The organism is Streptomyces sp. NPDC058289, from assembly GCF_042880975.1.
Lineage (GTDB): Bacteria > Actinomycetota > Actinomycetes > Streptomycetales > Streptomycetaceae > Streptomyces > Streptomyces stoeckheimensis.
Genome location: NZ_JBHVYI010000151.1, coordinates 1 through 13,179, shown reverse-complemented (window position 1 = coordinate 13,179; position 13,179 = coordinate 1). Strand labels below are relative to the sequence as shown.

Genomic DNA, 13,179 nt, shown 5'->3' with positions numbered 1-13,179 from the left:
CCGCCACCCTCTCGGTCACCGGCAGCGCGCCCTTCTCGTACCCGAGGTGGGCGAAACCGGTCATGGTGTGGATCGGCCACGGGTAGCCCGGGGGTCGTCCCCGGGCCGCACCCCTTCCGGCGCCCCTACGGTCAGGCGAGCGGGCCGGTGACGGCCTCGACGGCGTCCACGAGTGCACCCGAACGAACGAAGGCGTCCGCGGCGGCCAGGTCGGGCGCGAGGAAACGATCCGGCCCGGGACCCTCCACACCCGCCGCACGCGCCGCCGCGATGGCGGCCCGGCTGGCCGGCGCCGGGGTGAGCCCGTGACGCAGCTCGATGGCACGGGTGGCCGCGTACAGCTCGATCGCGACGATCCGGGTGAGGTTGTCGACGGCGGTACGGAGCTTGCGCGCGGCCGACCAGCCCATCGAGACGTGGTCCTCCTGCATGGCGGAGGAGGGGATCGAGTCGGCGGAGGCGGGAACCGCGAGCCGCTTCATCTCACTCACCAGGGCGGCCTGCGTGTACTGGGCGATCATGAGCCCGGAGTCCACACCGGCGTCGTCCGCGAGGAACGGCGGCAGACCGTGCGAACGGTTCTTGTCGAGCAGCCGGTCGGTGCGCCGCTCGGCGATGGAGCCGAGGTCGGCGGCGGCGATGGCCAGGAAGTCCAGGACGTACGCGACCGGGGCGCCGTGGAAGTTTCCGTTGGACTCCACGCGCCCGTCGGGCAGCACGACCGGGTTGTCGACGGCGGCGGCCAGCTCGCGGGAGGCGACGAGGGCGGCGTGCGCCATGGTGTCGCGGCCCGCGCCGGCGACCTGCGGGGCGCAGCGCACGGAGTAGGCGTCCTGGACGCGCGGGGCGGACTCCTCCTGGAAGTGCCCGGTGAGCCCGGAGCCCTTCAGGACGGCGGCCATGTTCGCGGCGGAGGCACCCTGGCCGGGGTGCGGGCGGATGGCGTGCAGCTCGGGCTGGAGCACCTTCTCGGTGCCGAGCAGCGCCTCCAGCGTCAGCGCGGCGGTGATGTCGGCGGAGGTGTACAGCTTGCCGAGGTCGGCGAGGGCCATGACCAGCATGCCGAGCATGCCGTCGGTGCCGTTGAGGAGGGCGAGGCCCTCCTTCTCGCGGAGCTCGACGGGGGCGATCCCGGCCTCGGCGAGCAGCTCCCCGGCGGGCCGCACGGTCCCGTCGGGGCCCTCCGCGTCGCCCTCGCCCATCAGCGCGAGCGCGCAGTGCGAGAGCGGGGCGAGGTCGCCCGAGCAGCCGAGGGAGCCGTACTCGTGCACGACGGGGGTGATCCCGGCGTTGAGCACGTCGGCCATCGTCTGCGCGACGGACGGCCGGACGCCGGTGTGCCCGGAGGCGACGGTCTTCAGCCGCAGGAACATCAGCGCACGCACGACCTCCCGCTCGACGCGCGGGCCCATGCCGGCGGCGTGCGAGCGGACGATGTTGCGCTGGAGCTGCGCGCGCAGCTCGGGGCTGATGTGCCGGGAGGCGAGCGCCCCGAACCCGGTGGACACCCCGTAGACGGGCTCGGGCTTCGCGGCGAGCGCCTCCACGATCTCGCGGGCCCGTCCCAGCGCGGCGACGGCCTCGCCGGAAAGCTCGACACGGGCGTTGCCGCGGGCGACGGCGATCACGTCTTCGGCGGTGGTCCCGGACGTTCCCACCACGACAGTGTGCATATCCATATTCAGCACCCTACGGACTGAATCTCTTCATGTCACTCCCTCTCAACGCACCGCTCGCGCGGCTCGGCCCTGGCGGGCCTCCCCGGCTTCGCGCCGCTGCGCCGAACTCCGTCCGGCGGTGGTCGGGCGGTGCTGCCGCCCCCGGCCGTCCCGGCGCGGGGCCCGGTGGGCGGGTGCGGGCGGTTCGGCCCTGCGGGGCCGGGTCCCCTACCCGCCCTTCGCCCGTTCCCCGGGGCTACGCCCCGGACCCGTTGCCGAGCGCGGCGCCGTTCCCGGGGGCCGGCCCCCGGCGGGCCCGGGCGCAGCCAATCCAGCCGTCCGGCGCTTGAGGACCGGGGTCCGGGACGCTGCGCACGTCCGGGACACCGCCAGGCCGCCCGGGCCACCGCTACGCCCGCCCGCGGAAGCGGCGCCGCTCCCCCGGCCCCCCGGGCTTCGCGTCGGCGAGCCGGACCACCGCCGTGTCCCGCCCCGCGACCACCGGCTTCGCCGACCGCGCCGCCTTCGCCTTGTACTGCGCCGCATCCGCCAGCCGGAACAGCCGCCGGGAGGATTTCACCGGCCCGATGGGGTCCCCCGTCGAGGCGACCCCGCAGGCGACCCCCTCCCCCAGCTCCAGCTCGGCGGCCCGCAGGCACACCTCCTCGGTGACCCGTACCACCTCGTCCGCCGAAGGCCCCACGCTGACCAGGCAGAACTCGTCCCCGCCCAGCCGCGCCACCAGCGCACCCGGCAGCATCGCCCCGCACAGGCTGAGCACGGAGCCGAACCGTTCCAGCAGCCGGTCGCCCATCGCGTGGCCCAGGGTGTCGTTGACCTTCTTCAGGCCGTTCAGGTCGCAGACGACCAGACTCACCACGACGTCGGCCCCGCCCCGGCGATGCTCCTCCAGCGCCTCGTCGAGCCGCATGTCCACGGCCCGCCGGTTGGCCAGCCCGGTCAGCGGGTCGGTGAAGGCGAGCCGGCGGGCCTCCTCCAGCCGGTCGCTCTGCGCCAGCCCGGCCGCGATCACCGCCGCGAGGACCTCTCCGAACTCCGCGTCGTCCTCGTCGAAGTCCGCCATGCCCTCGTCCCGGGCCACGTAGAGCTCGCCCCAGGCCCGCCCGCTCAGCACGATCGGGGCCACCACGCACGTGCCGCGCCCGCGCCGCCGCAGCGCCTCGCCCCGGCGTCCCGGCCGGTCCCCGACCGCGCTGTCCACCCAGGCGTGGGGTCCGCCGCCGCCGACCCAGCGCTCGTGCAGGAACTCCGTGATCTCGGGGAAATCGTGCACGGGGTACGACTCGTCCTCGGGGAACTCCTCCTCCCCGTCCCTGCGCTCCCCCTCGTTCACGAGCACCCGCAGGCGCCCCCGCTCCCGCTCCCACGCGGAGATCGCGGCGAACGACCCGTCCATCGCCAGCCTCGCCCCGCGCGCGGCGGCCCGCACACTGTCCCGCGGCGCGCACGCGGCAGCCATGGCCTGCGCGAGGCCCACAACGGCTCGAAGCCGCCCGTCAACACCCATCACCCCAGGTTAGGGAGTTTTGTCCGATTTGGTGATAATTGGCGCGACATTCGGTGGTACCAAGATCACGCCCGGTCACCATTCGGAGCTCAGCGCACCGCCGGACACCCTCACACCCCGGGCCACTCCGGCTTCCGCTTCTCGTTGAACGCCGCCACGCCCTCGGCCCGGTCCCCCGAGAAGGCCACCGTCCGCCACGCCGCGTCCTCGATCTCCAGCCCGGCCGTCAGGTCCATGCCGTGCCCGAGCCGCAGCGCCCGCTTGGCCGCCCGCAGCCCGACCGGGGAGTTCGCCGCCATCGCCGCCGCCATCGCCAGGGCGGCCTCGCGGTCCGTCCCCGCCGGCACCACCGAGTCCACCAGACCCAGGTCCAGCGCCTCCTCGGCCTCCACCCGCCGTGCGGTGAAGATCAGCTCCGCCGCCCGCGCCGCCCCCACGCGCCTCGGCAGCAGCTGCGTGCCGCCACCGCCCGGGATCACCCCGACCGACACCTCGGGCAGCCCGACGACGGCCGTCTCGTCGGCCACGATGACATCGCACGCGAGGGCCAGCTCGAAGCCGCCGCCCAGCGCGAACCCGTGCACCGCCGCGATCACCGGCATCGGAAGCTCCAGGACTCCCCCGTACGCGCCCCGCGTGGTCGGCCGCTGCCGCAGCAGCTCGGCGTCCGAGAAGGAGTTCCGCTCCTTGAGGTCCGCGCCCACGCAGAACGCCCTCTCGGCGGTCGAGGAGAGCACGACGACCCGTACCGACGGGTCCGCACCCAGCTCCGCACACGCGGCGCCGATGCCCCGCGCCATCTCGGTCGACACGGCGTTCATCGCCTTGGGCCGATCCAGAACCAGCTCGGCGACCCCGCCCTCGTGTCGGTGCACAACCACAAATTCGGACACAGGGCGACCCTCCCGGTTAACGAACGTTATCCGGGGATCTTAGGGCTCCGGCGCGTCAGCGACCAGGGCTCCACCACGCCGAGGCCGCGGACCGGGCGCTGGAACATCGGCTGGAGCGCGAAGCGGTAGGCGCCGCCGCCCTCCTCGTTCTCCGCTTCCTTCTCCGAGACCGGCGCCGCGCCCGTGCGGCCCAGTTCCTCGGCCATCGCACCGTCCACCAGGACCGCGTCCTTCGGCGCTATCGACGTCAGTCGCGAGGCCAGGTTCACCGTGGTCCCGAAGACGTCGCCCATCCGGGTGGTCACCGTCCCGAAGGCGATGCCCACGCGCAGCTCCGGCATCTGCGGATCGGCTTCCATCGTCTCGATCAGCCGCAGCGCGATCTCCGCCGCCGTGGCCGCGTCGTCGGCGCAGTACAGCACCTCGTCGCCCAGCGTCTTGATCAGCCGGCCGCCGTGCGCCGCCACCAGGTCCGCCGAGGTCGTCTCGAAGGACTCGACCAGCTCGCCGAGCTCCTCCTCCTCCAGCCGCCGCGTCAGGCGCGTGAAGCCCACCAGGTCGGCGAAGCCCACCGCGAGGCGCCGGTCGACCATCTCCTCGTCGTCCGCCACCTGCACGACCCGCCCGGTCGCGGCCGCGAGCTGGCGCCGCCACACGTAGACGAGGAACTCCTCCAGCTCCGGCAGCAACAGCTCGACCAGCGGGTACGTGACCTCCGTACGGGTCATCCCCGGCTCCGGCGGCTCCGTCAGCCCCTCCAGGAAGGAGTCGATCTGCCACTCGGCGAGCCGGGCCGTGGTCTGCCCGGTGGACCGTGCCACCTGGACCGCCATCGGCTCGCTCAACAGCCCGGCCTCGACGAGGCCGGCGAGCCGGCGCAGCGCCAGTACGTCGGCCTCCGTCAGGGCCCTGGCCTGGCCGATGTCCGCGAAGCCCATGGCCCGCCAGAAGCGGGAGGCGAGCTCCATCGAGACCCCGGCGCTGCGGGCCGCCTGGAAGGGGGTGTACCGGCGCTCGGCGCCCAGGATCAGCTGTTCCAGGCGGATGGCGAGCGGGTCGGCCGTCGGCTGCGCCGTGTGGTCGACCTCGTGGTGGGGAGTGTGCTGCTCGCGCCCGATCGGGGTCGCGTGGACTCCGGAACCGCCCGAGCCGCCGGAGCCGCCCGCACCGCCCGTCGCCGTTCCGGGGGCGGGCGCGCTGGACTGAGGGTCGTCGACGGTCAAGGGCCGCCTCCTGTCCATTCCGTGCGCACTGCCGAACCGGGTGATCACCGCGAGGACCGGGATCGCCTAAACCATACGGCAGGTGTGCCGTAGCTCACTCCCCTACTCCGTCACCCGGGGCGGCCCCCCGGCGGGCTACCGCACGGACCGCAGATGGACGACGTCCCCTGCCCCCACGGCCTCGTGCTTGTCCTCCGCCGTCCGTACGACGAGCCGTCCGTCGGTGTCCACCGCTTCGGCCGTACCGGTGAGCGTGCGCCCGCCCGGCAGCTCGGCGCGCACGTGCTTGCCGAGGGTCGCGCAGCCCGCCGCGTACGTCTCCTGCAGACCGCTGGCCGCCGGGTCGCCGCCGGCCTCCCGCCAGTTCCCGTACCACTGCTCCAGGGAACGCAGTACGGCCTTCAGCAGCGGGTCCCGGTCGGTGACGGTGGCCTTGGCCAGCGCCAGCGACCCGGCGGTGTCCACCGGCAGCTCGGCGTCGGTCAGCGTCACGTTGAGCCCGATCCCGAGGACGACCCCGTCGGCCACCCGCTCGGCGAGGATCCCGCCGGTCTTGCGCTCCTCCCCGTCCACGGTGACCAGCAGGTCGTTGGGCCACTTGAGGGAGGTGTCCACGCCCGCAGCGCGCGAGAGCCCGGTGGCGGTGGCCACCCCGGCCAGCAGCGTCAGCCAGCCCCACCGCTCCTGCGGCACCGTGGGCCCGGGCTTCAGGAGCACGGAGAAGAACAGTCCGGACCGCGCGGGCGCGACCCAGCTCCGGTCGAGCCGGCCCCGTCCTGCGGTCTGCTCCTCGGCGACGAGCACGGCCCCCTCGGGCAGCTTCGCGGCCCGTGCGGCGAGATCGCTGTTGGTGGACCCGGTGGAGCCCACCACCTCCAGCGAGCTCCACAGCCCCTCACCGGTCACGAGGGCCCGCTGCAGCGCGGCAACGTTCAAGGGCGGCCGGTCCAGACTCGACCAACGGCCCGCGGAAGCTCCGGTCGAAGCCCCGCCTGATGCATCTGATGGCGTCATGCAACCCAGATTAGGTGTGTCAAACGCCGCACCGCCGAGCGCCATGCCCGCCGATACGCTACGCACCAGTAGCTAGTAAAAACCAAGTAAGTCACCAGGCAGTTGACACCACGCAGGGAGCCGCGACCCCGATGTCACAACCGTCAGAGCCGATCGACATGCACACCACCGCGGGGAAGATCGCGGATCTGCAGCGCCGCGTCGAGGAAGCCACGCACGCCGGGTCAGGGCGGGCGGTGGAAAAGCAGCACGCCAAGGGCAAGCTGACGGCGCGTGAGCGGGTGGCCCTGCTGCTGGACGAGGGGTCCTTCGTCGAGCTGGACGAGTTCGCCCGGCACCGGTCGACGAGCTTCGGGCTGGAGAAGACCCGCCCGTACGGCGACGGCGTCGTCACCGGCTACGGGACCGTCGACGGGCGGCCCGTCGCCCTGTTCTCGCAGGACTTCACCGTCTTCGGCGGGGCCCTCGGCGAGGTCTACGGCCAGAAGATCATGAAGGTCATGGACTTCGCGCTGAAGACCGGCTGCCCGCTGATCGGCATCAACGACTCCGGCGGCGCCCGCATCCAGGAGGGCGTCAGCGCGCTCGGCATGTACGGCGAGATCTTCCGCCGCAACGTCCACGCCTCCGGCGTGATCCCGCAGATCAGCCTGGTCGTCGGCCCGTGCGCCGGCGGGGCCGTGTACTCCCCCGCCATCACCGACTTCACGGTCATGGTCGACCAGACCTCGCACATGTTCATCACCGGCCCGGACGTCATCAAGACCGTCACCGGCGAGGACGTCGGCTTCGAGGAGCTGGGCGGGGCGCGCACGCACAACAGCACGTCCGGCGTCGCGCACCACATGGCCGGTGACGAGAAGGACGCCATCGAGTACGTGAAGTCGCTGCTCTCCTACCTCCCGTCGAACAACCTCTCCGAGCCCCCGGCCTTCCCCGAGGAAGCCGACACGGAGGTCTCCGAGAGCGACCGCGAGCTCGACGTGCTGATCCCGGACAGCGCGAACCAGCCGTACGACATGCACAAGGTGATCGAGCACGTGCTCGACGACGCGGAGTTCCTGGAGACCCAGTCGCTCTTCGCGCCGAACATCCTCACCGGCTTCGGCCGCGTCGAGGGGCACCCGGTCGGGGTCGTCGCCAACCAGCCGATGCAGTTCGCCGGCTGCCTGGACATCGACGCCTCCGAGAAGGCGGCCCGGTTCGTCCGGACCTGCGACGCCTTCAACGTCCCGGTGCTGACCTTCGTCGACGTGCCGGGCTTCCTGCCGGGCACCGACCAGGAGTACAACGGAATCATCCGGCGCGGCGCCAAGCTGATCTACGCCTACGCCGAGGCGACCGTCCCCCTGATCACCGTCATCACCCGCAAGGCCTTCGGCGGGGCCTACGACGTCATGGGCTCCAAGCACCTGGGCGCCGACCTCAACCTCGCCTGGCCGACGGCCCAGATCGCCGTCATGGGCGCGCAGGGCGCGGTCAACATCCTGCACCGCCGGGCGATCGCCGAAGCGGAGGAGGCCGGCAATGCCGAGGAGACGCGGGCGCGCCTCATCACCGAGTACGAGGACGCGCTGCTGAACCCGTACACGGCCGCCGAGCGCGGTTACATCGACGCGGTGACGATGCCGTCCGAGACCCGGGCGCACGTGGTGAAGGGGCTGCGGCAGCTGCGCACCAAGCGCGAGTCCCTGCCCCCGAAGAAGCACGGCAACATCCCGCTCTAGCCGTCACGAGGAGCTCACAGTGGTGATCAAGGTCGTCAAGGGGAACCCGACCCCGGAGGAGCTGGCCGCCGCACTGGCGGTGGTCCGAGCGCGCGCGGCGGCCCTCGCGTCGGCGCCGTCGGGCGCGGAGCAGGTGACCGACGCGTGGGCGGCGCCGGGCCGGGTGGCCCGGCGGACCCTGCCGCGCCCGGGGCCGGGCGCGTGGGGCCGTACGTACTGGCCCGCATAGGGCAGTTGCAGATGAAGATGGCGTGAACTACCCGTGGCGCCTGAGTACCCGTACTCAGGCGCCACAGGAGTGCTCGGGGCCAGGATCGGGGCATGCTCTGGTCAGACCCGAAGAACGAGCCGCCGAAGGACATGCGCGATGCCGCGGCGATGGTCCGGCGGATGACGGTGATCGTCGTCATCGCGATGGTCGTCGTGGTGTACGTGCTGGGCGTGGGCGGTTTCTAGCGCCCCGGCCACCCGGGGCGGTTCCAGGGCCCCGGCCACCCGGGGCCGTTTCCAGCCGGCCCCGGCCACCCGCAGGGCGCCCCTACGATGGCAGGCATGACTGCTGCCCCCCGCCACGCCCTCGTCCTCGCCTCCGCTTCGCCCGCCCGGCTGAACCTGCTGCGGCAGGCCGGGCTCTCCCCGCACGTGATCGTGAGCGGCTTCGACGAGGACGCCCTCACCGCCGACTCCCCCGCAGAGCTGGCGCTCGCGCTGGCCGAGGCGAAGGCGGCCGTCGTGGCGGCCCTGGACGAGGCCGCGGGCGCCCTGGTGATCGGCTGCGACTCCGTGCTGGAGCTGGACGGCGAGGCGCTGGGCAAGCCGGCGGACGCCGAGGAGGCCACGGCCCGCTGGAAGTCGATGCGCGGGCGCGCCGGGGTGCTGCGCACCGGGCACTGTGTGATCGACACGGCGAGCGGCGTAAAGGTTTCGGCCACGGCGTCGACGACGGTCCGCTTCGGCGAGCCGACGGACGCGGAGGTGGCGGCGTACGTGGCGAGCGGGGAACCGCTGCACGTGGCGGGGGCGTTCACCCTGGACGGGCTGTCGGCCCCGTTCATCGAGGGCATCGACGGGGATCACGGCAATGTGATCGGGATCTCCATGCCGCTGCTGCGCTCGTTGCTGGCCGAACTGGGCGTGTCGATCACGGACTTGTGGGCTTGACGTCCCCGAGCTTCCCGAAGTCCCCGAAGTCCGCGAGCGGGTGGCCAGGCGGCGTGTCGCGAACCTCCGGCCCGCCGTCGAGGCCGCTGCCGGGTCCGCCGTCCGACCCGCCGAAGCCGCCCAGAGGGCCGCTGGAGCCCCCCGCGGGGCCTCCGAGGCCTCCGGCGCCCTCGCCGGCCCCGCTCGCGCCCTTGGCCGCGTAGAGCGTCAGGCTCAGCACCAGCAGGCAGAGGATCAGCATCATCACCGCGAAGGCGCCCCAGCCCACCAGGCCGACGACGAGGGCGCCGAGCAGTCCGTGGGTGACGGCGGCGCTGACGAGGAGCACGCGCGCGAAGGCGCCCGGGGCCCGGTCGCGGGCCGCGGCGACGACGAGGAACACCGCACAGGCGAGCAGGAACACGGCCATGCCGGCGCCCAGCGCATAGGTTGCCTTGGACATGACATCCGGATCGCCGCCCGCGATGGACATCGACTGGTTCTCGGTGGTCCGACCCAGGACGAGGTGGACGAAGCCGAGCACCGCCGCCTCCACGACGAGTACGACCGCGGTCGCTCCGGCCACGGATCTCCGCAGCACCACGCCACCCACGCCACCCACACCAGCCACGACGCCCCCACCCCGCATGCACAAGCCCGTTCGACGCCTGGAGGCTACTAACGGGTAAACCTTCGGACAAGGGGCCGGGGCCGCTTCGTTACCGTCGGGCTGCCGTACGGCGGCCGCCCGGTGCCGACACCGCGCCCGCGCAAGGAATGCATGGGCCGTTCGTAGGGATTCGACAAAGAATCACCCCGGCCCGCTGACCCGGGGAACAGAGACCCCGGACACACGGCAGGGTTACTGTGCAGTCGGGGATCCCCCTGACATGGGGCGCCACAAGGGTTTTATCGACTCGGGGTCGACTCGGATCACAGTCCGTGTGGGCAAGGTCACCACCGGGGAAGGGTCGAAAGGCCGTGTGGGCTGTCCCTAAACTCAGCTTGTTTCAAGGAGGGAGCCATCGTGCGCAAGGTGCTCATCGCCAACCGTGGCGAAATCGCAGTCCGCGTTGCTCGGGCCTGCCGGGATGCCGGGATCGCGAGCGTAGCCGTCTACGCCGACCCGGACCGGGACGCTCTGCACGTCCGCGCGGCCGACGAAGCTTTCGCGTTGGGCGGTGACACCCCGGCCGCGAGCTACTTGGACATCTCCAAGATCCTGCAGGCCGCAGCCGACTCCGGTGCGGACGCCATCCATCCCGGATACGGCTTCCTTTCCGAGAACGCCGAATTCGCGCAGGCCGTCATCGACGCGGGCCTGATCTGGATCGGCCCGCCGCCGCAGGCCATCCGCGACCTCGGTGACAAGGTCGCCGCCCGTCACATCGCGCTGCGCGCCGGCGCACCGCTGGTCGCCGGCACGCCGGACCCGGTCTCCGGGTCGGACGAGGTCGTCGCCTTCGCCAAGGAGCACGGCCTGCCCATCGCGATCAAGGCCGCCTTCGGTGGCGGCGGTCGCGGTCTGAAGGTCGCCCGGAACCTCGAAGAGGTCCCCGAGCTCTACGACTCCGCCGTGCGCGAGGCCGTCGCCGCCTTCGGCCGCGGCGAGTGCTTCGTCGAGCAGTACCTCGACAAGCCGCGGCACGTGGAGACCCAGTGCCTGGCCGACTCCCACGGCAACGTGGTCGTCGTCTCCACCCGTGACTGCTCGCTGCAGCGCCGCCACCAGAAGCTGGTGGAGGAGGCCCCGGCGCCGTTCCTGACCGAGGCCCAGAACGCCGAGCTGTACGCGGCGTCGAAGGCGATCCTGAAGGAAGCCGGCTACGTCGGCGCCGGCACGGTCGAGTTCCTGGTCTCCGCCGACGGCCTGATCTCCTTCCTGGAGGTCAACACCCGCCTGCAGGTCGAGCACCCGGTCACCGAAGAGGTCACCGGCATCGACCTGGTCCGCGAGATGTTCCGCATCGCGGACGGCGAGGAGCTCGGCTACGGGGACCCGGTCCTGCGCGGCCACTCCTTCGAGTTCCGCATCAACGGCGAGGACCCGGGCCGCGGTTTCCTGCCGGCTCCGGGCACCGTCACCAAGTTCGCCGCGCCGACCGGCCCGGGCGTCCGCCTCGACGCGGGCGTCGAGTCCGGCTCGGTCATCGGCCCGGCCTGGGACTCCCTGCTCGCCAAGCTCATCGTTACGGGTGCCACGCGCGAGCAGGCCCTGCAGCGGGCGGCGCGCGCGCTGGCCGAGTTCGAGGTCGAGGGCATGGCCACGGCCATCCCGTTCCACCGCGCGGTCGTCGTCGACCCCGCCTTCACGGCCGACCCGTTCACGATCCACACCCGCTGGATCGAGACCGAGTTCGTCAACGAGATCCCGGCGTTCGTGGTTCCCGCCGCGGAGGACTCCGAGGACGAGCCGGGCCGCGAGACCGTGGTCGTCGAGGTCGGCGGCAAGCGCCTCGAGGTCTCCCTCCCGTCCTCGCTGGGCATGACCCTGGCCCGTACGGCGGCCGCGGGCGGCGCGAAGCCCAAGCGCCGCGCGGCCAAGAAGTCCGGTCCGGCCGCCTCCGGCGACACCCTGGCCTCGCCCATGCAGGGCACGATCGTGAAGGTCGCGGTCGAGGAGGGCCAGCAGGTCAACGAGGGCGACCTGATCGTCGTCCTCGAAGCCATGAAGATGGAACAGCCGCTGAACGCGCACCGCTCGGGCACGATCGTGGGCCTGGCGGCAGAGGTCGGCGCCTCGCTCACTTCGGGCGCGGCGATCTGCGAGATCAAGGACTGACGTCCTGGCCGGGGTTCCGGGGCTCCCGCCCTGGACCCCGCCTCAAACGCCGGCGGGGCTGGATGATTCCAGCCCCGCCGGCGTGTGAGGCGACGGCGGCTACCGGCGCCGCATGTCCGCCACGCGGGCCCGCTCACCCGCCTGCTGCTCGTGCAACGGCGGCCCCGCGCTGCGCAGCTGGGCCGTGGGCCCGCCCCGCCGCTGGACCGGCAGCGGAGACTCCCGGCGCGGCCGCCGCCCGGCCATCCCTTCACCACCGCCGGCGGCAGTGGCTCCGGCCACGGTGATCTGTACGCCCTGGTCCGCCAGCGCCTGCAGCTCCGTACCGGCCCGGTCGTCGTGCGCGGGCGGCTCGTCCGTCACCAGCCGGGTGATCACATCGGTCGGCACGGTCTGGAACATGGTGTCCGTCCCGAGCTTCGTGTGGTCGGCCAGGACCACCACCTCCGCCGCGGCCTGGACCAGCGCCCGGTCCACGCTCGCGGAGAGCATGTTGGACGTGGACAGCCCGCGCTCGGCGGTGAGACCGCTGCCGGACAGGAAGGCCCGCGAGACCCGCAGCCCCTGCAGGGACTGCTCGGCACCGCTGCCGACCAGCGCGTAGTTGGACCCCCGCAGGGTTCCGCCCGTCATCACCACCTCCACCCGGTTCGCATGGGCCAGCGCCTGTGCGACGAGCAGCGAGTTGGTGACGACGGTGAGTCCGGGCACCCGGGCGAGCCGGCGGGCCAGCTCCTGGGTGGTTGTGCCGGCGCCGACGACCACGGCCTCGCCTTCTTCGACGAGTCCGGCCGCGACATCGGCGATGGCGGTCTTCTCCGCCGTCGCGAGATGGGACTTTTGCGGAAAGCCGGATTCCCGCGTGAAACCACCCGGCAGTACCGCACCGCCGTGCCGGCGGTCGAGGAGTCCTTCTGCCTCCAGTGCCCGCACGTCCCGCCGTACGGTCACTTCGGAGGTCTGGACGACGCGGGCGAGCTCCCGGAGCGATACCGCTCCGTTGGCCCGCACCATTTCGAGGATCAATTGGCGACGTTCTGCAGCGAACACGAAACTGACAGTAACCCCAACGACCATCTGCTTTCAGCTCTTTGCGCCGGAATTCCGAAGTTGTCCATACCGTAGGGCAACTAGTGGTATACGCGGTCGGGGCCCCCCGCCCCCACCCCCCCCCCGCCCCCCCCCCCCCACCCCACACCCACCAAAACAAACGC

Annotated in this window: 12 protein-coding genes; 5 read left to right on the top strand and 7 right to left on the bottom strand. The window is 72.5% G+C overall.

Annotated features, from left to right (window positions below; genetic code table 11):
• Positions 1-131: 131 nt before the first annotated feature.
• The 5 genes from hutH to ACFVX6_RS39165 all read right to left on the bottom strand — a co-directional run bounded on the left by hutH (position 132) and on the right by ACFVX6_RS39165 (position 6,316).
• Positions 132-1,673 (bottom strand): histidine ammonia-lyase, encoded by a 1,542-nt coding sequence (gene hutH / locus ACFVX6_RS39185; protein WP_389699370.1) that lies wholly within the window; start codon positions 1,671-1,673, stop codon positions 132-134.
• Positions 1,674-2,067: 394 nt separating this feature from the next.
• Entirely contained in the window at positions 2,068-3,186 is a 1,119-nt protein-coding gene (locus tag ACFVX6_RS39180) for a diguanylate cyclase domain-containing protein (RefSeq protein WP_389699369.1), read from the bottom strand.
• Between the two features lie 110 nt (positions 3,187-3,296).
• Complete coding sequence (locus ACFVX6_RS39175) at positions 3,297-4,079, bottom strand: enoyl-CoA hydratase/isomerase family protein (RefSeq protein ID WP_389699368.1); 783 nt, start codon at positions 4,077-4,079, stop codon at positions 3,297-3,299.
• Positions 4,080-4,105: 26 nt separating this feature from the next.
• On the bottom strand, positions 4,106-5,302 hold the full coding sequence (locus ACFVX6_RS39170; RefSeq protein ID WP_389699367.1) for an adenylate/guanylate cyclase domain-containing protein: 1,197 nt from the start codon (positions 5,300-5,302) through the stop codon (positions 4,106-4,108).
• Positions 5,303-5,437: 135 nt separating this feature from the next.
• Positions 5,438-6,316, bottom strand: coding sequence for a biotin--[acetyl-CoA-carboxylase] ligase (locus ACFVX6_RS39165; RefSeq protein ID WP_389699366.1), 879 nt, complete (start codon positions 6,314-6,316; stop codon positions 5,438-5,440).
• Between the two features lie 131 nt (positions 6,317-6,447).
• On the opposite strand from ACFVX6_RS39165, the gene ACFVX6_RS39160 reads away from it, so the two are divergent.
• The 4 genes from ACFVX6_RS39160 (at position 6,448) to ACFVX6_RS39145 (ending at position 9,204) form a co-directional block, all read left to right on the top strand.
• Complete coding sequence (locus tag ACFVX6_RS39160; RefSeq protein WP_389699365.1) at positions 6,448-8,043, top strand: acyl-CoA carboxylase subunit beta; 1,596 nt, start codon at positions 6,448-6,450, stop codon at positions 8,041-8,043.
• Between the two features lie 19 nt (positions 8,044-8,062).
• Positions 8,063-8,272, top strand: a complete 210-nt coding sequence (locus tag ACFVX6_RS39155; protein WP_389699364.1) for an acyl-CoA carboxylase epsilon subunit — start codon at positions 8,063-8,065, stop codon at positions 8,270-8,272.
• 92 nt (positions 8,273-8,364) lie between these two features.
• Positions 8,365-8,499, top strand: coding sequence for a morphogenic membrane protein MmpB (mmpB, locus tag ACFVX6_RS39150; RefSeq protein ID WP_279346700.1), 135 nt, complete (start codon positions 8,365-8,367; stop codon positions 8,497-8,499).
• 96 nt (positions 8,500-8,595) lie between these two features.
• On the top strand, positions 8,596-9,204 hold the full coding sequence (locus tag ACFVX6_RS39145) for a Maf family protein (protein WP_389699363.1): 609 nt from the start codon (positions 8,596-8,598) through the stop codon (positions 9,202-9,204).
• Here the strand turns inward: ACFVX6_RS39145 and ACFVX6_RS39140 are convergent.
• On the bottom strand, positions 9,185-9,769 hold the full coding sequence (locus tag ACFVX6_RS39140; protein WP_389699362.1) for a hypothetical protein: 585 nt from the start codon (positions 9,767-9,769) through the stop codon (positions 9,185-9,187). The genes ACFVX6_RS39145 and ACFVX6_RS39140 overlap by 20 nt on opposite strands.
• A gap of 441 nt (positions 9,770-10,210) precedes the next feature.
• On the opposite strand from ACFVX6_RS39140, the gene ACFVX6_RS39135 reads away from it, so the two are divergent.
• Positions 10,211-11,965: an acetyl/propionyl/methylcrotonyl-CoA carboxylase subunit alpha gene (locus ACFVX6_RS39135; protein WP_389699361.1), complete on the top strand. Its 1,755-nt coding sequence runs from the start codon at positions 10,211-10,213 to the stop codon at positions 11,963-11,965.
• A 99-nt stretch (positions 11,966-12,064) separates the two neighbouring features.
• Here ACFVX6_RS39135 and ACFVX6_RS39130 read toward each other — a convergent pair whose 3' ends face one another.
• Complete coding sequence (locus ACFVX6_RS39130; RefSeq protein ID WP_389699360.1) at positions 12,065-13,015, bottom strand: DeoR/GlpR family DNA-binding transcription regulator; 951 nt, start codon at positions 13,013-13,015, stop codon at positions 12,065-12,067.
• Between the last annotated feature and the right edge of the window lie 164 nt (positions 13,016-13,179).